At 57.5% G+C, this 19,221-nt stretch carries 15 protein-coding genes and 2 pseudogenes; 5 read left to right on the top strand and 12 right to left on the bottom strand.

The window, feature by feature from the left end:
• Positions 1–190 precede the first annotated feature (190 nt).
• A complete protein-coding gene (locus NLY36_RS21270) occupies positions 191–643 on the top strand; it encodes an acyl-CoA thioesterase (RefSeq protein ID WP_023737253.1) in 453 nt (150 codons plus the stop codon).
• Between the two features lie 282 nt (positions 644–925).
• Here NLY36_RS21270 and NLY36_RS21265 read toward each other — a convergent pair whose 3' ends face one another.
• From NLY36_RS21265 to NLY36_RS21220, 9 genes are all read right to left on the bottom strand, one after another.
• Positions 926–1,423 (bottom strand): Lrp/AsnC family transcriptional regulator, encoded by a 498-nt coding sequence (locus tag NLY36_RS21265; RefSeq protein WP_023737254.1) that lies wholly within the window; start codon positions 1,421–1,423, stop codon positions 926–928.
• A 499-nt stretch (positions 1,424–1,922) separates the two neighbouring features.
• On the bottom strand, positions 1,923–3,467 hold the full coding sequence (locus tag NLY36_RS21260; RefSeq protein WP_023737255.1) for a fumarate hydratase: 1,545 nt from the start codon (positions 3,465–3,467) through the stop codon (positions 1,923–1,925).
• Between the two features lie 6 nt (positions 3,468–3,473).
• Complete coding sequence (locus NLY36_RS21255) at positions 3,474–4,907, bottom strand: NAD-dependent succinate-semialdehyde dehydrogenase (RefSeq protein ID WP_023737256.1); 1,434 nt, start codon at positions 4,905–4,907, stop codon at positions 3,474–3,476.
• 196 nt (positions 4,908–5,103) lie between these two features.
• Positions 5,104–6,030, bottom strand: coding sequence for a LysR family transcriptional regulator (locus NLY36_RS21250; RefSeq protein ID WP_031249512.1), 927 nt, complete (start codon positions 6,028–6,030; stop codon positions 5,104–5,106).
• 125 nt (positions 6,031–6,155) lie between these two features.
• Positions 6,156–7,058 carry an HpcH/HpaI aldolase/citrate lyase family protein gene (locus NLY36_RS21245; RefSeq protein WP_023737258.1) on the bottom strand — a complete coding sequence of 301 codons (903 nt, stop codon included), beginning with the start codon at positions 7,056–7,058 and terminating at the stop codon, positions 6,156–6,158.
• Positions 7,059–7,191: 133 nt separating this feature from the next.
• Entirely contained in the window at positions 7,192–8,343 is a 1,152-nt protein-coding gene (locus NLY36_RS21240) for a CaiB/BaiF CoA transferase family protein (protein WP_023737259.1), read from the bottom strand.
• A 15-nt stretch (positions 8,344–8,358) separates the two neighbouring features.
• Positions 8,359–9,609, bottom strand: coding sequence for a methylaspartate ammonia-lyase (locus NLY36_RS21235; RefSeq protein WP_023737260.1), 1,251 nt, complete (start codon positions 9,607–9,609; stop codon positions 8,359–8,361).
• 572 nt (positions 9,610–10,181) lie between these two features.
• Entirely contained in the window at positions 10,182–11,264 is a 1,083-nt protein-coding gene (locus NLY36_RS21225) for a M24 family metallopeptidase (RefSeq protein WP_031249513.1), read from the bottom strand.
• Between the two features lie 311 nt (positions 11,265–11,575).
• A complete protein-coding gene (locus tag NLY36_RS21220) occupies positions 11,576–12,337 on the bottom strand; it encodes a class I SAM-dependent methyltransferase (RefSeq protein WP_023737279.1) in 762 nt (253 codons plus the stop codon).
• A gap of 986 nt (positions 12,338–13,323) precedes the next feature.
• Here NLY36_RS21220 and NLY36_RS21215 point away from each other — a divergent pair.
• From NLY36_RS21215 to NLY36_RS21200, 4 genes and pseudogenes are all read left to right on the top strand, one after another.
• Positions 13,324–13,422: pseudogene (locus NLY36_RS21215) on the top strand (electron transfer flavoprotein subunit beta/FixA family protein); the annotation flags it as partial.
• Positions 13,419–14,192: pseudogene (locus NLY36_RS21210) on the top strand (electron transfer flavoprotein subunit alpha/FixB family protein). The pseudogenes NLY36_RS21215 and NLY36_RS21210, both read left to right, overlap by 4 nt.
• An 11-nt stretch (positions 14,193–14,203) precedes the next feature.
• A complete protein-coding gene (purU, locus tag NLY36_RS21205; RefSeq protein WP_023737274.1) occupies positions 14,204–15,058 on the top strand; it encodes a formyltetrahydrofolate deformylase in 855 nt (284 codons plus the stop codon).
• Between the two features lie 393 nt (positions 15,059–15,451).
• Positions 15,452–16,399 (top strand): IS630 family transposase, encoded by a 948-nt coding sequence (locus NLY36_RS21200; RefSeq protein WP_031249521.1) that lies wholly within the window; start codon positions 15,452–15,454, stop codon positions 16,397–16,399.
• A gap of 73 nt (positions 16,400–16,472) precedes the next feature.
• Here the strand turns inward: NLY36_RS21200 and NLY36_RS21195 are convergent, their stop codons facing one another.
• From NLY36_RS21195 to NLY36_RS21185, 3 genes are all read right to left on the bottom strand, one after another.
• Positions 16,473–16,907, bottom strand: coding sequence for a hypothetical protein (locus NLY36_RS21195; protein WP_286461375.1), 435 nt, complete (start codon positions 16,905–16,907; stop codon positions 16,473–16,475).
• A gap of 298 nt (positions 16,908–17,205) precedes the next feature.
• Positions 17,206–18,192 carry an ABC transporter permease gene (locus tag NLY36_RS21190; protein ID WP_023737270.1) on the bottom strand — a complete coding sequence of 329 codons (987 nt, stop codon included), beginning with the start codon at positions 18,190–18,192 and terminating at the stop codon, positions 17,206–17,208.
• Positions 18,185–19,192 (bottom strand): ABC transporter permease, encoded by a 1,008-nt coding sequence (locus NLY36_RS21185; protein WP_031249519.1) that lies wholly within the window; start codon positions 19,190–19,192, stop codon positions 18,185–18,187. Before NLY36_RS21185 ends, NLY36_RS21190 begins: the two co-directional genes overlap by 8 nt.
• Between the last annotated feature and the right edge of the window lie 29 nt (positions 19,193–19,221).

The raw sequence follows: 19,221 nt of genomic DNA, 5'->3' as shown, positions 1-19,221 counted from the left end.
CATGCTGAGCTAGAAATTCTTCCGAATGCAGCCCGAGTACCCCGGAATTTACCTCAGATGACACAGATAAGTTGGATTTCCTATGTGCACAGATTAAACTAATGAGAAGCTGCCGCTTGGCGCGTCTTGTTCAAAGCGTTATCAGACCGGCACTGTAATCTGCTAAGACCACACGAGATTGGGCAAATAGATGGATGCGACCCGAAAATTCGCAACAATGGTGACCGACGATCTTATCGACGAATATGGGCACATGAATATGGTGCACTATCTGGGAGCGTTCAGTAGAGCTGCGGATGTACGGCTGGACACTGCGATACGTCTAAGTCCGGATGGCTCGATGATCTCTGGCCTCGCCACCGCCGAAGCGCGGGTCGCTTACAAGAAAGAAGCGATGCGCGGCGACGATTTGCTCCTCACTACTTGGATAGCCGACCTTGACGAAAAGCGAGTCCATGTCGCGCAAGCGATGGTGGGTGGCGACGGAACGTTACTCTCGACAGTTGGACAGCTTTTCCTGCGCCGCGTAGAACCATTCTTGCCGGATGTGATGGCCGAGCTTGGACGCCGTGTCGAGGCGGACAGTGGTACATTCGATCCGGGCATTGTCAGTCGCCGAATGGGCACACCGAGAATAGTATGAACTTACCTGATCGTCGTCAGTCTGTGTCGGCGGCACCTTCATTCGTGTTTGTGAGGAACGATCAAATCTGAGACGGCTTCGACATGACGATTTCAGAGGTTGCGCTTAAATCCAGCGATCACGAGCAAGCGGCGGGTTCGAGGTGTCCACCGGCTCCGTTGGCAGGCGTGATGATGTCCTTCGGCGGAGGACACTCAGCCAGCCGCCTCTTTAGCAATTAGTATACCGGGAAACACCTCTCGAGTTTTGCGGGAATCCCGTGGAAACCAAGGCTTCGGTGATTTACCGTTGCCTTAGAGCGGACAAGGGGATCGGTGAATTTGATTTCACTGGTTTCGTCACTACAAGGCTGTAGTATTGATCAATGCCCAAGCCTGCCTGTAGCAGTCCTTCCATAAAATCCTGATACGCAGCCATGGAAGGAGATGAAACGCGCATCATATAATCGATCCGCCCCCCGATAGCCCAGCAGTCCAGGATTTCCGGAATCTCTTGGATCGCAGTCTCGAAGTGTCGTTGATCCTCGAGACGATGGCGATCCAGAACCACCTCCACCATTATAGAGATGATGCCCCCGATGAGGGCTGGACTGAGTCGCGCGTAGAACCCCTCAATGATCCCTGCGGCTTGGAGCACACGGAGCCGCTCCGAACAGGCCGACGCCGAAAGGTGAACACGGTTTGCGAGCTCGCTTTTCGAAATCCGACCATCTGACTGGATCTCTGAAAGAATCCGGAGGTCCCAAGCGTCTAATCGCACAGGATCGGGTTTCGACTTCATGACCTTTTGCTCTCAAGTGGTGGTCGACAGCGCAATTAGTGCCAACCAATTCTATCATTAATTGAAGCGAGCGAATGTAGTGGACATTATCCGTCCTCGGCTTGCCACACTTCAGTGCGAGGGTGTCGAAAGTCAGGTGAATGAGGCGATCGAAGCAGAGGGATGTAGAACAGTTCGGCTATTGCACCTCCCCTAACCGGGCGTTGACGCATTTGGAGAGGGGTCATCGCCTGTCGGCGGCGACCTATCGTAAATAGACAGCGCATTTCTTGGAATCTCCGGTGCGAGACCTGATTGGCACCCTCGACAGCACCCGAGCATCGATCGTATGGACGGCAAGTCGATGCAATGTTTACATCCGAGCATTTGGCATCGAGAGCGACTTGAAGGCTTTTCTTATATGGCTCGCCGAGGAGCTGAAACACAAAATGCCGCTTGGGTTACCGATTCGGCCCAAAATTCGGTGCGGGAGTCTGGCCGGATCGCGCAGCCGGGAAGTTCAAACGCCGATGCTGCGGGCGATGCTGTCGGCCGCCATCCGCTTGCGCCACTCAATCGGACCGGAATTGTGAATGGAGTTTCCCTCAACATCGACAGCCATGATCACCGGCATGTCCTGAACCTCGAATTCATAGATCGCTTCCATGCCCAAGTCTTCAAAAGCAACGATCCGTGCCGCCTTGATCGACTTTGAAATCAGGTACGCAGCGCCACCCACTGCGATGAGATAGGGCGTTCTGTGTCTCACAATCGACTCGATGGCCGCCGGCGCTCTCTCCGCTTTGCCGACCATCGCATATAGCCCAGTCTCGGCGAGCATCTTTTCAGTAAAACCGTCCATGCGGCTGGAGGTTGTCGGGCCAGCTGGCCCGACAATCTCATCCCTCACGGCGCGGACCGGTCCGACGTAGTACATCACGCGTCCCTGCAGGTCGACCGGAAGCGGCTTGCCGGCATCGAGCAGGTCGACCATTCGCTTGTGGGCGGCGTCACGGCCCGTCAGCATCTTTCCGGACAAAAGAAGGGTTTCTCCGCAGCGCCACGATGCCATCTCTTCCTTCGTGAGCCCATCGAGATTGACCCGACGGACGCCGGTTGTGTGCAAATCGTCATGACCGATCTGAGGCCATTCGGAAATGTCGGGCGGTTCAAGCGTGACGGGTCCCGAGCCGTCCAAGGTAAACTTCAGGTGCCGGTTGGCGGCGCATTGCGGAATAAGCGCCACGGGCTTGGACGCGGCGTGGGTAGGATAGGTTGCAACCTTGACGTCCACGACTGTTGTCAGGCCGCCGAGGCCCTGAGCGCCGATGCCCAGCGCGTTAATCCGCTCATAAAGCTCAATCCGCAGTGCCTCCTCCGGGCTTGACGGCCCCCTAGCGATTAGTTCCGACATGTCGATTGGCTCGTTCATGGCCTCCTTGGCTAGCAGCATCGCCTTTTCAGCGCTGCCACCGATGCCGACCGAGATCAGGCCAGGGGGGCACCATCCGCTGCCAAGGGTCGAAACAGTGTCGACTACCCAGTCAGCAACGGACGCGCTGGGGTTCAGGGTGGTGAAACGCGCCTTGTTTTCCGATCCGCCCCCTTTTGCTGCGATGGTGATCTCAATCTGGTTGCCTTGCACAAGGTCGACGTGGATGACCGCCGGCGTGTTGTCGCGGGTGTTGATCCGCCCGGCGAGCGGATCCGAGACAACCGATGGTCTAAGGGGATTGTCGGGGTCGAGATATGCGCGACGGACGCCTTCATTCACGAGGTCTGCGAAGCTAGACGTTGACTGGATGCGGACGCCCATGCCGACCTTTGCAAAGACCACCACAAGACCGGTGTCCTGGCAGATCGGGCGCCGTCCGAAGGCCGCCATGCGAGAGTTCAGCAAAATCTGCCCGATGGCGTTCTTCGCCGCCGGGCTCTGCTCGCGCGCGTATGCCTGCGAAAGGTATCGGATGTAGTCGGGGGGGTGGTAGTACGAGATGTACTGAAGGGCGTCGGCGACGCTCTTTGTGATATCCTTGCCGGCAATGGTCCGTGTTTTTTTATTCACCGAATCTCATCCGAATGACCCAAGCCCGTTGACCAGTTTCAGGCTTTGGAAGCTCCGCAGCCCCTGCTCGCCCCCCTCATATCCATAGCCGCTCTGTTTGACGCCCCCACATGGTGCATCTGCGGAAACCCCTTTCAGGTAATTTACACTGATCGCGCCTGCCGAAAGGCCGCCGATCAGCGCCCGTTTCGCATCGCTGGCGCCGGTGAAGAAGTAGGCAGCCAAGCCATACTCGGTGGCGTTGGCTTCTTCGATCGCCTCCTCGATCGTGTCGAACGGCGCTACGGTGAGGATCGGCCCGAACGGCTCGTCATGAAGCACTTTCGCATCCTTTGGCACCCCTGTCAGGATGGTTGGCGGCCAGTAAAAACCCGGTTGGTCGAGGCGGGTGCCGCCGGTTTCGATGCGGGCGCCGCGGTCGACCGCATCCTCGATCAGACGCTCCATGGCCTCGATTCGCCGCGCGTTCGCCATTGGGCCCATCTCCGTCGCCGGATCGTCCGGTGGGCCGATCTTGATCTTGCGAGCGGCTTCCGTCATCCGGGACAGAAATTCCTCGTAGAGGTTCCGCGCGACGAGGATCCTGCTGGGCGCATTGCAGCTTTGACCCGCGCACTCGAACTTGTATTCCGTGATTGCCGGTATGGCTTTTGCAAGGTCCGCGTCCTCGCATACAACGACCGGGGAGTGCCCACCGAGTTCGAGGATGCACTGCTGCAAGTTATTCGCGGCGAGCTTGGCGAGCTGTTTTCCAACCTCGGTAGAGCCCGTGAAAGTTAAGACCTTAACGATCGGCGAGCTGAGGAAATGCCGGGATATTTGCACCGGAACGCCAAAGACGAGATTGACCACGCCGTCCGGAATACCCGCTTGTCGCAAGGCTTCTACGAAATGGACAGCCGCGCTTGGTGTCTCTTCAGCCCCTTTGAGGATCACCGGGCAGCCTGCCCCCAAAGCAGGGGCGAGCTTGCGGGCGATGAGAACGGCGGGATAGTTCCAAGGCGTAAAGGCAGCAACAACGCCAAGGGGCTCCGGGATGATCATCCGGTTCGGGCCCATCGGGATCGGGGCCGACAGCTCTTCAGCGTGGGTGCCATTCCACTCCAGAGTTTCGACAGCGCGCGCGTACTCGCCTGTCGCTTCGGCAATCGTCTTTCCCTGTTCGGCCGACAAATCCTTCGCTGCGTCTCCCACCTTCGTGGCAAGGATCCTGGCGGCCGCCACAAGGATCTCGCCGCGCTCTTTTGAAGGCCGTGAGGACCAAGCCCGGCGGCTTCGCTCTGCAGAAGCGAGGGCCTCATCCAAATCCGACACCGAAGCCGCGGCCACCGAGCCAAATACCTTCTCCGTCGCCGGATTGATCACCGGCAGAGTATTTCCGTCACTACCGGCTCGCCACCTGCCATTGATGAAAAGCTGATAGCTCGTGGCGTTGGACATCGTATGCTCCGCTTGACTGTATTCCTGCCAGTGCGAGACCAGCCGATATCCGGACCATGGGCTCGCTTCTCTGCAGTTTCATCGCGATAGTCACGCCCGGTCAAATATGGAATATCGACCAAAACCATCTCGAATACAGATTGATACGGCTCAGGCAGTCTCGGAGGAGCACCTGGAACTTGGTTTGAAGGATGGCCTAAACCCGGTCCGGAGCCGTGGCCGACCAGTGCCTGCTCTCGATCAATGTCCTGACGACCTTGGGGATCAGCTTGCGGATCGCAGAGACGGCTGGAGAGCGGTCGTCTCTCGGGTTGACGGCAAGGACAACGGAACGGGTGATCACTGGATCAATGATCTTAACCGTTCGGACTTGACCTTGAGACGCCTCTTTCTGAATGGCTGACGGGGTAAGAATAGAATAGACCTTTCCTTCCATGACCATATTGATGATCGTAGAAAGGGAGTCGACTTCGAATCTGACGTCCAGCACACAACCGTGTTGCGCAACGACATCAGCCACCGAACGCCTGACATTGTTGTTGCGCATTGGAACCGCCAGCGGGAACGCATGCAAGTCGGCGAGCGGTATCGACTCTTCGAGAGGCGGTCCACCCGGCGGCACCACCAAACAAAATTCTTCGCGGGCCAGCACCGTCATTTGCCCCACACTCTCGGCAGTGCGGTAAAGGACAGCCAGATTGAAGCGGCCAGCAGCCATCCACTCCTCCAGCGGTCCCGTCATGCCCTCGATCATCTTAAGCGAAATCCTCGGCAATTCGCTTCTTACCGATTCAAGCAGGGGACCGCTAAGGACGCGAGCGGCTCCGGACGGGATGCCTATTGTCACCTCTCCGGAAGGAGCAGCCACCGAATTGGTCAGTTCGGCCTCAGTGAGCTGAATTTCCTTCAGAATGATCCGCGCCCGCTCAAGCAGCTTGTCCCCGGAAGCCGTGACGCTGACACCGGTCCTATCGCGAACCAGAAGCTGGGTACCGAATCCTTCCTCCATTTGACGCACATGCAGGCTTAGCGCGCTTTGAGCAACGTTGAGGCTCGCAGCTGCCTTCGTGAAACTGCCGGCTTCGACGACGCCGACAAAGTATCTTAACTGCCTGATGTCCACGATGAACAAATCCAACCGGGGCATGATCCCCAGTGCTTCATATCTATCTCGAAACGAGATGGCAGGCAAGTCACAAAACTGTTGCACCAGTTCGAAAACAGCCTGTCCGGCCGCTGACTAATGGCTCAGTTATTGCTGGCGAGAGCCAGGATCTCGTGGGCGCGCCGCACCACTGGCGGATCAACCATCTTACCATTAGACGAGAATGCGGACAGTCCCCGCCTGGCGGCATCGTTTTCGGCAGCGACCACACTGCGGGCCCACTCGAGTTCCTGTGCGCTTGGCAAGAAAGCCTCATTGAATATGGCCACCTGTGTCGGATGGATCGCCAAAGCTCCGGCAAAGCCAAGCCGCCGCGCATGCACCGCAGCTTCACGAAGTTTATCACTGTCCGAGAACTCGCCGATGCTCCCTACGAAGCCCAGCGGGAGCAATCCGGCAGCACGGGCAGCGAACAGCACGGCAAGGTTCGGGGCTAAGAGCAGATCAAATTCCGGAGCGCCGCCAACAGCGGCACTGAAGTCTTCAGGACCAAGCGCCATTGCGACCATCCTGGGATGCGCCGACGCAATGGCCACGAGCCTTTGCAAGGCGCCCGGGGTCTCGATCTGTGCAAGGAACCGGATGCGTCCCTGCGCAAGATTTCTTTCTCGTTCAAGTTCCGATACCGCATTCGCGATCTCTGATACCCACTCTGCCGAGTCCGTCTTGGGCAGAACCAGTGCGTCAACACCTTCAATTACGGCTGCATCGAGATCGGCCGCCAAGGCGCGCAAACCTCGATTCACGCGGACCAAAACAGATGCGCCGTTGCGGCCCACCTTTGCCACGGACGCTGGAAGCTGCCGCCGTGCCTCGCCCTTGTGATCCTGGGGAACGGAGTCTTCGAGGTCGAGTATAACGCCATCTGCCCCGCGCTCATGAGCCGCCTCCACAAAGCGCGGAACATGAGTGGGAACGAAGAGCAGGGATCTCCAGCGGGGTACAGACATCGCGCTTTCAACGGCCGGAATGGTGTCCTTGATCATGGAGTCGCCTCTGCGCTCGATTTTAGCGAGGGTGGTGGCAGTGAGCTCGCTGGGCGACCGATGCGCTGAGATGACCCGAGGTATGCACGCTCTCTGTAAGTCGCGAGCGCACTCACCTTACCGAGACGCGCGCTCACGCTGACGCGGCTTTTGTGCGCAAGCCAGCTAGAACCTCCTCGCGGACAGCCTCGGTATGGGCGCCGAGAGCCGGAACTGGGCGCAGCGAGGGGCCCTCAGAGTTGAAGATCGCGGCCGGCGCTATCGCCTCGACGGTTCCTTCGGGTGTGCCAACTTGCACCCTGCGAATGTGTGGATGCCTTGAAACATCCGCCACTTCGTTCAGTCGGCCATATGCCAAGCCTGCGGCCTCAAGCTCCTGCATTGCTTCGTGGCAGGATAGTTCTGAAAACCGCCGTTCAATGATCTCATCAAGTTGCGCACGATGACCTAGGCGCTCCATGTTATCGGCAAAACCAGGTGCGCGTGTGAGCGCCGGCTGCTTTAGGAATTTCTCGCAGAAATTCACCCATTCTCGGTCATTCTGAACCGAAAAAATGACCTCTTTGCCATCGGCACAACGATAGGCGCCATACGGCACCAGCGACGGGTGTTTCACGCCCGCGCGTACCGTGTGATAGCTGCTATAGTCGTTTTGCAGAACCGGCACGTTCATCCAGTCGGCGACGGCATCGAACAGTGACACCTGGATGCTTGTCCCTTCGCCGGTGACCTCGCGGTGATACAGCGCTTGAAGAATGGCGCTATGCGCTGTCATGCCCGCCGAGATGTCGCAAACCGAAACCCCTACACGCGCGGGTCCTTGTTGGTTGCCAGTGATCGCGCATAGACCTGTTTCGGCCTGGACGATGAGATCATAAGCCTTCAAATGGGAATACGGCCCTTTCTCCCCGAAACCCGAGATGTCGCAGGTGATCAGCCGCGGAAATCGGCGACGCAGATCGGCAGACGCGAAACCCAGTTTTTCGATGCTGCCCGGCTTCAGGTTCTGGATAAAGACGTCAGTATTGGCAATTAGCGTGTTCAGGACGGTGCGGTCCGCCTCCAACCTCAGGTCAAGACAAACTGACTCCTTACCCCGGTTGAGCCAGACGAAGTAAGCGCTCTGTCCCCGCACCAACTTGTCGTAGTTGCGGGCAAAGTCCCCTTCTGGCCTTTCCACCTTGATGACACGTGCGCCGGCGTCAGCAAGACGAGACGATGCATAAGGCGCGGCCACGGCCTGCTCCACGGCTACGACAGTGATCCCCTCAAGAGAGTTCTGCATGCGACACCGTACTTTTCATCCAACATTTTCGGTATGAGCTCGACGATGGTTCAGCATCGCCAGCAATCGGTTCTGTTCGTTCCCGACGATGGAAAATGCCTCGTCGACACCCATTCCGGGCTTTGCAAGCATCATGTCGGCCTGGGTTGCAACGGATACGTGGACAGAAGCTTGGGCGGAGAGATCTGTCTCGGTACAGCTTCCTCCGACATACGCTCCGACCTTGTTTTCCTTGCAAAGGAGAACCGCACGCGCCGTGTCGGCAAGTGAGCCGACATCGGGCGTCTTGATTTGAACGAGATGCGTGGCCTTGGCTTCGGCAAAGAGCCGAATATCCTCAAGCGTATTGCATCTCTCATCCACGACAATGCGAGCGCTGGAACCCCGGTTGTCTAAAATCGATACGATCTTGGCGTAGTTCTCAATTTGAGCTTGCGTCGAACCAAAATCCGCCGGGGATTCGATGTTGAGCGTGAAATCCGGGACGGTATCTGCAACCTTGCAGATAAAGTCGGCGATGCGTTGCGGCTCCAGGCCGATTTCCTGGCCGATCCAGCCATACACATCGAAATGAAGCACCGGATGATACCCCAGGCGGCCGATTTGGCGCGTACGCGTTGCAACCCACTTCACGAACTCCATGAACGTTTGGCCGTCGACGCCGAATTTCTGCCCTGCGTTGACCAGGCCGTGGGGAAGCACATCCACAGCCTTCAAAATCATTTTGTCCACATTGACTTCGCGGGCATCGCCGCTCTGGCAGTAAATTGGAACCCTGCGCGTGGGCAGCGGCAGGCCAAATTCACTGCATATTATCTCCGCCATCGTCTTGCGGTGAAGATGGGCCGCCGCGCGAAGGAGAGCCTGGCTGACGCCGTACTCAACAGCCAAAGGTAGCCGCTTATGCTCTAAAGGCTCGAAGACCTTCGCGCAGGCACCAAGGTAGTGAAACGCGTCAACATCAAGAAGCCGTATCACGATCTGCGACGTCAGATCCGAGATTCGATCGGCGTCGAACAAAGGATCGCGTCCGCCAGCACCAGAGTACTGGACGCTCATCATATCGCCCCAGACAGCCGTGTCGTCGGTAAGAACCAGCCCGACGCTAAGCGAAGATGCTGGAACGCGAATAGCTTTGAAGCCGGGCGTGACGGGTTCGCCCACATAGATGAAACCGTCCTGCGGGACGCCGGCCCTGATCGCAACTTGGTCGTCATAGAAAAATGCACCATTGCCAGGCGCAAGGAGGACGTCTTTGATCTGCACTTGCTTGTCTCGATTTCTGCCGGACTATGTTGACGGGCGGATGCAGTACGAACTGCTGGACGCCAAGTATGCGCGATATGGCCTTCAGGTCGCCAATATAATCTCCCGGATGGTGCCATCGCGTTTCCAGATGGCGGCGGCTGGGATGTGCTCGGGGACGAGATGGGCATGCTCCCTTAGGCAGGTAGCTGCGATCTTGATGACGACGGCATGCCGGAGCAGCCGGGCCGCACATCCGTCTGCGACTGGATTTCGACAGCCACACTTTGGCACATTGCGATGCCGGGAGCGGAGGCCGCCACCACATCAGGTCAGCCGTTGTAGAGGTCTTCCTCGGCCCGTAGACGGGTTGCACATGGACCCAGGGCCACGACTGCGGTCAGCAACGGGCAGCCTGCCCCGTGTATCGGTCGGCAGCAATGGCTCAAGCCGCGCAAATTGTTGCTCGCTAAGTCAGAAATAGTCCCGATTCATCAACGGCCGCCTTTCGGCAGCCGTGAACCAATCTCTCCCCCTGAGCAAACCCTTTGCCAGCCCATCGTATTGGACGCCGGCATTGCAATCCTGAAAAGTCAGCAATTTACCAGCAGGTCGCGGGACATGCTGCTTAGCGACTTCGCGCCATTCTCGGTCACTCGGACAGTCTCACTGAAGACGTAGCCGTCCTCCTTCTCAAAAATGCCGATGAGGACGTGGAAGGTCATGTTGGGTTCAATCACGGTGTCGTCGTCCTCCTGGAAGCTGATTCCGCTGTCGACCCAACCGTGGCCGATGGAATAGCCGCTCCTGGATTCCTTACGCACGCCGTATGGATTAAAGGCGCGCTGGAACGCTTGCGAAACTTCAGAGCACGTTACTCCGGGCCGTATCGTTTCGACCTCTGCGAGAAAGCCGTCCAAAGCGGCTTGATGTAAGTGCTGAGCCCGAGCGGTCGGCTCCCCCAAAAATACCGTCCGTGACAAGGCGCAGACATAGCGGTGTCGGAAGGCGCCAATTTCGATATTAGTCTGACAGCCCATCTTATAGCTTGCGTCGGACCACGAAAGATGCGGCGCGTTGGCGGGAGAGCCAACCGGCATATACGGAAATTGGCAAACACCCCCGGGGATTTCCGGAGTTCCCTTGATCAAAGCATGCGTTACCGCCGCCCCTACGTCGCATTCGCGCGCGCCTAGTGCAATCTCCAGCCGGCCCACCTGCATGGCCCTATCAACAATCTTGCCGGCTTGCTCCATGTACGCAAGCTCAGCTGGTGATTTTACCTTCTTCAGCTTAGCAATCATCCCATCGGCATCGATGAACTTCGATGAGTCCAGGCTGTTACCGAGGGCGGCATGGTCTTTCACTCCAAACGTCTTGGCCGTCAGTTCGACCCCGATTCGGCTCGACTTAGTGCGCTCGCGGATTAGATCGCCAATCGGCTCCCATGCCGTCCGTTGGCTCGATCCAATGTACTTTTCGGGATAACTGAGGATGCGTGATTCCGGCAGGTACGATGTGGGCGTTGCACACAAAGTGTCCATTTCGCGCACGATCAGCCACGGATCTTCCTCTTCTTGACACACGAGAGCGAGCTGCGGAACGTAATCCGAGTATCCGTCATAGCCGGTGAGATAGTTCATATTATTCTCGTCCATGACAAGCAGCGCGTCCATTCCACGCGCCGCCATTTGCTGTCGCAGCCGAGCAGTGCGCTCGCGGTATTCCTGCTGACTAAATCCAGGTACGCGTCCCTGTTGACTAGATGTAGGCATAAGCAGCTTTCTCCTATCTTTGGTTAAATGTCGATCGCAGGAGGCTATTGGCTTACCTTCTCGAAAGCCTAATATTGGCTAACGCGCAAAGTCCCCAAAAAACCATGAGTTTAGCCGAAATCCTTTAAGATGCGGCGTCTAACGAGGGATTTCGCCGCTGGCCTGCTAATGGTTTTTCGGGCACGCAGTGCAGCTAGGTTATGCCGTTGATATTATTTGTACGCGACAACCAAGAGGCGCGCGCTATCGGATGTAAACGCTCCACCTTCCTCCCCATAAGCTTCAACAGTCTCGAATCCCGCGCTTCGCAACATGCGAACATATTCAGAAAACCCATACTGCTTGTAAGAAAGGTGCGTTCGTCTGACGAGTCCATCGCGGACGATAATCCTTTCGAGGTTCTCGCGATCGGTTAGCACATCGTTGTTATATATATCGATTCGTACGTCGTCGTTACGCTGCGCAACGGAACACACGGGAAACTCGTGGCGCAGGGACTCGAAGCGATTGGGGTTATCGATTAGCAGACGCCCGCCCTTTCGAAGTGAAGAAGCGGCTTCCCGAAGAACTCTCTCATTATCCGCGTCATCGAAATAGCCAAAGGTCGTGTACCACAGAAAAGCCGCGTCGAATCGATCTCGCCAGGGAAGTGAGCGCATGTCGCCCAGAACATATTCGACAACTAGTCCGCGTTCGGCCGCATCCGCTTCGGCTTTTTTTAGGAGGATCGCGGACCTATCCAGTCCCGTTACCCGTGCTCCTTTTTCCGCCAATCGGTTGGAAATCCGACCATATCCGCACCCGAGTTCAAGAACTGAGCTGCCTTGTGTAAGTGAAAGAAGCTTCCGAATTACTCCCACTTGTTGGTCACTTGCCTTTGGCAAATTTACCGCATCCCCAAAATAGACGTAATCTTCGCTGAAGTATGAATCAAGTTCTGATAAAGAAGACTTCTTGCCAATATCATAATTCATATGTTTTCTCCTTCTGCTTTTCTGCCCGTTTTAGGTCCTTTGCCGACATTCATCGAGTTTTGCATATTGCATATGGAGAAGGATAGTTAAAGAAAATATTTGTGAAATTTGTTTATATACTTGTTAAGATTTTTGCGACGGTCGTTGGCCATGCCGCGTTGAATTGTATCGTGGGCCGACGTGGGGGTCTCTCGGGGCACTGCTGCGGCCTTCTCTCCGGCTGGGCGCTATACACACCGTCGCCATCTCCAAGAACCGCCTAATCGAGAACGGCTCGGTTCATTTCCGCTATTGGCAATCCCAACCGGGCGCAAAAGCTCGCCCGTTGCCGCGACCTGCTCGGCATGCCGGCGCCGGCGGCTGCCTTAGCCGAAAAAAGGACTAGACCACGACCGCACCGAAGCGCTCACAAAGGCTTTGTCTCAGGAAGTGTCCAGCCGGTACCAGGGGCAGATAATCCTCATCGAAATATTCGGCGGCGTCACGACAGGCATGCCATAGCAAAGGATACATGGCAGAAGGCGTTAGCCTCCTTCTTCGCCGCATCGGACCGACTCGGTTGGGCGCAAACGGGCCGGGCCTAGGTCCAAGGAACATTGGCGTATGACTTGCGGGCTGAATAAAAGTGCGGCGATGGAAAGGCTCACATAGTCCTTGGTCTCACCGGTGCGGATCCAGCCGGCGCTAGCCATCTCAAAACGCGATTGCACCGTCCGGAACATTATATTGGCGGAGCCAAAGCCAAGTGGCAGATACTCGGCGCGTAGCGGATCGAATTGCATCCGCCTTCAACGCCGTCCGAAAGAATGAGCGAAGTGAAGGAGAAGTGAAGAGAAGATCAAAGACGTTCTCCTCGTGCCTAGCTATGGAGCATTCTTCTATCGGGTCGACACAGTGCACCACGGCTTCATTTATGCTGTCGAACCGATAACGCCCGGGTTCACGTCAACTCGCGTTCCGGGGTCTTCGCCGAGGTCAAGGCTCAGCTCAAGTCCGAGGAGGCTGGCGGCCGCAAGGCCGGCGTCAAGGTCAAGACGGCGGCGGAACTTGTTGAAAAGCTCAAGAACGAAGCCGGCGCGCTCTGAGATTTGGGAAGGAACAGACAGATGGCTATTCTTCTCGTTGCCGGCACGACAACCAGACCCTTTCCGACCAAACCGCGAAGGCACTCACTGCCGCGCTTGAAATCGGTTCCGAACTTGAAATCGGTTCCGAAGTTGACGTGCTGGTCGCCGGGAGGTGCGCGAAAGCCGCCGATGCCGCCGCAAAGCTCAAGGGCATGTGCAAGGTGCTGCTCGCCGAGGGCCATGAGATTTGGTCGCGCCGGCGGCCACCATGGGCAGGAACGTGATCCCGCGGGTCGCCACCTCCTGGTCGTCATGGAGGTGTCCGAGACCATCGCCGTGGTTTCGCCCGACACCTTCAAGCGGCCGATCCTTGCCAGCAACGCCATCCAGGCCGTGCAGTCGACCTATCCATGGAAGGTCATTGCCGTACGGGCGGCGGCTTCTTTTCCGTTAGCTCCCAAGGCAATTCGACTGTCCGTCGAGCATGTCTCGGCGGCAGCCGACCCCGGCCTCTCCAGCTTCGTTGAGAAACGGCTCCAGAAGGTTTCCCTGTCGACGCCGGCCATGCGCCAAACGACTGGCAGGTCGGCCAGAACGGCAAGGTCATGGCACCTGATGTTTGCATTGCGGTCGGCATCTCCTGCGCCATTCAGCACCTTGCGGGCATGATGGCTTCAAAGGAAATCATCGCCATCAACAAGGACGAGGGATCGCCAATCCTCCAGGTCGCCGAGGCGCATCGCCAGCGACCTTTCGTCATACTGCCTGAGCTTTCCAGATCGATTTGACCCGAGGTACAATGTCTCAACTCCAGATTCTAACTCTAACCTGCGATGACAGCCCCGGCATTGTCGCGGCCGTCGCAACCGGACTGACTGCGCTCGGTGCCAACATTGCCGAGAGCAGCCAATTCTGGGACCGCACCAGCAATCGCTTCTTCATGCGTCTGGCCGTTGAAGGAGACGAGTCGCTTTCGAGCGCGTCAATCGAGCGTGCGCTCGGACCGGCGATTGAGCGCTTCAGTTTGCGGGTTCACACCGTCGATGCGCGCCGCAGGCCGAAGATCATCATAATGGTGTCGAAATTCGATCATGCGATGCTTCATCTGCTTTACCAAATCAAGGTCGGTTGGCTGAACGCGGACGTGGTTGCGATCGTTTCTAACCACGAAGATAGCCGTGGGGTCGCCGAGCGGGAGGGCTTCGCCTATCATTACTGGCCGGTATGCAAGGACACTAAGACCGAGCAGGAAAATAAGCTTCTGAGTCTTGTGCGCGAGACTGCCGCGGACCTCTTGATCCTGGCCCGGTACATGCAAGTTCTGTCTGACGACATGTCAACTCGCCTGTTCGGCAAGGTGATAAACATCCATCATTCCTTCCTTCCCTCCTTCAAAGGCGCAAAGCCGTATCATCAGGCCTACGAGCGAGGAGTGAAGCTTATCGGGGCGACTGCGCATTACGTGACGCCCAACCTCGACGAGGGTCCCATCATAGATCAGGAGACTGAGCGCGTAACGCATACGATGAACGCGGAGGATTTCATCGCGACGGGCCGCGATATTGAAAGCCGCGTCCTTGCACGGGCCGTCAAGCTGCATCTGGAGCGGCGGATCATGCTCAACGGAAATAAAACAATCGTATTCTCAAATTAACCGAGACGCCGCGATGAGAACCGCATGGGAATCAGCGGCAAGAGCGGCTTGCGGTCTCGAAAACGATTATGGGTCCGCGTCCTACTGGCTCAGCTGTAGCCGGTTTTTATGGGTGATGCAGACAAACACGATCCTGCAGAGGGTACCCAGCGTCTGCGGCTGGATCGTGGTCTGCCTTTTGGGCTTCTCGTCACTGCGCGTGGCATCCGTCCCAGATTAATCGCCGCCAATCGGAAGCCCGGCCGATGATCGATGCTGCTGCATGCCGGCGTATCGTATTGCACTACGCCGGCATCGTATCCTAGAGCGATTCCTATTTTGAGAGAATCGTAGGATTCCCAAAGCCGGATGTTTGTGATTCAAGATGCTGGCTGGATTGGAGGCCAGCATCTGATGACGCGAGCGCTTTCAAATGATCTTCGTGAGCGTGCAGTAGCGGCGGTTGGCGACGGGGAGACCTGCCGTGCGGTTGCCTCGCGCTTTGGCGTTGCGGTTTCCTCTGTAGTGAAGTGGTCGCAGCGTTACCGTGCCACTGGCTCGGTGGCGCCGGGCAAGATGGGCGGACATCGCAAGCGCGTCCTTGAGCCGCATCGGGCCTTCATTATGGAGCGGCTTAATCAGACCTCTGAACTGACGCTGCGTCGGCTGAAGGACGAGCTGGATGCTCGCGGGGTCAAGGTCTCGCACAATACGGTGTGGCTGTTCCTGCGCCGCGAAGGCCTGAGCTTCAAAAAAACTCTGTTCGCCCTTGAGCAGGCGCGTGCCGATATTGCCCGCAGGCGCCAGCGATGGCGCTCTTGGCAAAGCGGTCTCGATCCACAGTGCCTGGTCTTCATCGATGAGACCTGGATCAAGACCAACATGGCTCCACTGCGAGGTTGGGGGCCGAAAGGCAAACGGCTGCGCGGCTTGGCTCCACACGGCCACTGGCGCACGCTGACCTTCCTCGGTGCACTACGCTGGGACCGGCTCGCAGCACCTTGCGTCTTCGACGGACCGATCAACGGCCAATGCTTCCGTGCTTATGTCGAGCAGCAGCTCATCACCGTGCTGAAGCCCGGCGACATCGTGGTCATGGATAACCTGGGAAGCCATAAGTCGGCGGCCATCAGGCAGACGATCAAAGCTGCCGGCGCCAGGCTTTGGTATCTGCCGCCCTACTCGCCGGACCTCAATCCGATCGAGCAGGCCTTCGCCAAGATCAAACACTGGATGCGACAAGCTCAGAAACGCACCGTCGAGGACACGTGGCGCCACATCGGCCACCTCGTCGAAACCATCGAGGCAGCCGAATGCAAGAACTACTTCGAAAACGCAGGCTACGCTTCCGTCAAAATATGAAACGCTCTAAAAAGTGAGCAATTTACCAGCAGGTCACGGGACATGCTGCTCAGCAAGTTCGCGCCGTTCTCGGTCAGTCGGACAATCTCACCGAAGATGTAGCGGTCATCCTTCTCACCTTGTTCGGCAGAGGCCCGCCCAGCATCCTATTCAGTATCACCTCAAATTGTGCCATCGCGCCGTCCAAGCCTGGAATTGCAGGGCGGCCAAGTGCATTGCCTACATAGCCGCTGCGCTTGCCCGCCATGCGGCTGAGCCCGAGGTCGTCGAGCGTCGTCCTGCCGTCGATCTCCGGCCCAGCGACTTGGCCTTTCTCGAGGCGCAAGGCGCCCAGAGCCTCGACGCCGTAAGGCTTCTGGCTGAAAGGCGTGCCGGCCTCGATCAACCGGGACCATACCTCGTCCCCCACACTCGCGCCGGCATAAATCTCGTAAGCTAGCTCGCCGGAAAAGCTGAGGCGAATGATGCGCAGGGGCCTTTCGAGATAGCTCTCTTCAAGCAGCCCCATATGCGGCCTCGCCTCATTGGAGACGTCGAAATTGGATCTCGCAACTCTTCGGACCGGCCACCGACATCGCCGCCCATCCGTTGGTGACCGAAGTTACCGAAACGCGCAGACCCGGCCAGGCGATATCGAGCAGGAATTCGAGCCGGGACATCGCCTCCGCGGCCTTCGCCGGTCAAGGCACGCGCCGCGTCTGGTCCGGCGGCCTCGCACCAGCCGCATCTCGGCGACATAGGCCTCGCTCACGTCGCAGCCGGAAGCGCGTTCTTCTCGTCGTATAATTTCAGGTACCAAACGTGCATCATCGCCGCAGTCGCGGATCGAGGGCATCTCTGAGACCGTCGCCGACATAGGCGACGCTGAGTACGGTAAGCGAAATCGCAATGCCCGGCCACAGCACTAGCTGCGGGTTATCCTGAATGTACTCGATTCCGTCAAAGAGGAGCCGCCCCCAAGTCGGGAAATCCGGCGGAAAACCGAGGCCAAGAAACGACAGTAAGCTTTCCGAAATCACGGCATCGGCTATTTGGAGAGTGCTTGAGACAATGATCGGCGACATGATGTTGGGCAGCACATGACGACGGATAATCCGGCGCGGCGGCGCGCCGATGCTGCGTGATGCCAACACGAATTCGCGCCGCTTGACGGCCAGAACTTCGCCGCGAACGACGCGCGCAGTTTGCATCCAACTCGTCAGTCCGATCGCCGACACGATGAGGATGAAATTCCCCATCTCGACTCCGGGAATGTTCGCCACCGCGTCGCGGAACAGCATCACTGTGATCAAAAGCAGTGGCAGCACCGGCAATGACAGAAAGAGATCAGTGAGCCGCATCAGCGGGCCATCAAGGGATTTGAAATAGCCGGCAACGACACCGACAAGAGTGCCGAGAAAAATCGAAATGACCATCGCCGTCAGGCCGACGGCGATCGATATGCGACCGCCTGTCATCGTCCGCGCAAGCAGATCGCGCCCAAGCTGGTCGGTGCCCAACGGATGGGCCCAGCTTGGTCCCGCGTTCAAAGTCCTGAAGTCGATATAAGTGGGACTTACCCGCCAAACGAAGGGGCCGAAGACGACACCGAGGACAAGCAGGAAGAAGACTGCGGCCCCGGCGAGGGCGCCCTTGTGGGCCTTGAACTGGTCCCACACGTCCCACCACTGATTGCGCGACGGCGTTGCGAGCAACACAAGGTCCACGCCGGCGATGGGATAGAAAGTTCGTGTTTGCGAAACCAGCGCCTCGGCGACTTCTTTCGGTTCGTTGTCGCGAAGCAGCTTAGTCATAGCGAATCCTGGGATCGAGCAAGCCGTAGAGCAGATCGGCGATCAGGTTGAAGACGACGATTAGCACTGCGAAGATGAAGGCCAATGTCTGCACCATCGGCACGTCGTTGGCGTATATGGCAGTAATCAGAAGCTGGCCGATTCCGTTTACCTTGAATATCTGTTCGGTGACGATGGCGCCGCCGAAAACGCTAGGCAGGCCAAGCGCGACTACGGTCACGACGGGGATCATGGAATTGCGTAACACGTGGATGAACACGACCGCGGCCTCGCCCATGCCCTTGGCGCGAGCCGTGCGAACATAGTCCTGGTTGAGATTGTCGAGCATTGACGAGCGTAGATAGCGGGTGATGGAGGCGGTGGTCTGAACCGCCACCACCATCACTGGCATGGCCATCTGCCGAAGCTGCTCCATGAAACTGCTCCAGCTGTTGACGACGAGATTGGTATTGTAGATGGTCGGAAGCCAGTCGAAATAAACGGCGAAAATCAGGATTGCCAGAACGCCTGAGAAGAAGGGCGGCACGGCAAGGCCGAGCATCGAAAGGAAAGTGCCGATCTGATCGAACACAGAATATTGTTTGTAGGCTGATACGATACCGATCGGCAGAGCAATAAGCATCCCGACTATATAGGCCAGGCCAACGACTAAAAGCGTCTGCGGAAGGCGCTCGGCGATGACGCTGAAGACCGGGCCGCGCGATTGCCAGGAGATAATGCGCTGCATACCGTCCGAAAAATGCGTCCCGAACAGAACGTCGAAGCCATGCAGCGGCTCGATTACGAAGAAGAGCTTCAGCCAAAGCAAATACTGCACGATCAGCGGCTCGTCGATGCCAAGAGCGGCGCGAATGTTCGCGCGCACTTCAGGTGGAATGGTAGGTGGCAACTGCGATAGCGGATCGCCTGGCGCCATTTTGAGCAGCGAGAATATCACGAGGCTGATCAAGAACAGCATCGGGACCGCGATAAGCATTCGTCGGATGGCATAGTTAAGCATGCGTCGGACCTATTGCTGCCGGCCGGGGC

The organism is Mesorhizobium sp. C399B (genome assembly GCF_030323185.1).
GTDB lineage: Bacteria > Pseudomonadota > Alphaproteobacteria > Rhizobiales > Rhizobiaceae > Mesorhizobium.
Note: the sequence above shows the minus strand (reverse complement) of the source record. Positions and strands in the feature narration are given on the sequence as shown.

Coding starts and splice junctions, on each gene's coding strand:
- purU (WP_023737274.1), top strand. CDS start 14,204: ATGTCTCAACTCCAGATTCTAACTCTAACCTGCGATGACAGCCCCGGC.
- NLY36_RS21265 (WP_023737254.1), bottom strand. CDS start 1,423: ATGAAGTCGAAACCCGATCCTGTGCGATTAGACGCTTGGGACCTCCGG.
- NLY36_RS21270 (WP_023737253.1), top strand. CDS start 191: ATGGATGCGACCCGAAAATTCGCAACAATGGTGACCGACGATCTTATC.
- NLY36_RS21255 (WP_023737256.1), bottom strand. CDS start 4,907: ATGTCCAACGCCACGAGCTATCAGCTTTTCATCAATGGCAGGTGGCGA.
- NLY36_RS21190 (WP_023737270.1), bottom strand. CDS start 18,192: ATGACTAAGCTGCTTCGCGACAACGAACCGAAAGAAGTCGCCGAGGCG.
- NLY36_RS21245 (WP_023737258.1), bottom strand. CDS start 7,058: ATGATCAAGGACACCATTCCGGCCGTTGAAAGCGCGATGTCTGTACCC.
- NLY36_RS21240 (WP_023737259.1), bottom strand. CDS start 8,343: ATGCAGAACTCTCTTGAGGGGATCACTGTCGTAGCCGTGGAGCAGGCC.
- NLY36_RS21220 (WP_023737279.1), bottom strand. CDS start 12,337: ATGAATTATGATATTGGCAAGAAGTCTTCTTTATCAGAACTTGATTCA.
- NLY36_RS21195 (WP_286461375.1), bottom strand. CDS start 16,907: ATGGGGCTGCTTGAAGAGAGCTATCTCGAAAGGCCCCTGCGCATCATT.
- NLY36_RS21225 (WP_031249513.1), bottom strand. CDS start 11,264: ATGGACGCGCTGCTTGTCATGGACGAGAATAATATGAACTATCTCACC.
- NLY36_RS21200 (WP_031249521.1), top strand. CDS start 15,452: ATGACGCGAGCGCTTTCAAATGATCTTCGTGAGCGTGCAGTAGCGGCG.
- NLY36_RS21185 (WP_031249519.1), bottom strand. CDS start 19,192: ATGCTTAACTATGCCATCCGACGAATGCTTATCGCGGTCCCGATGCTG.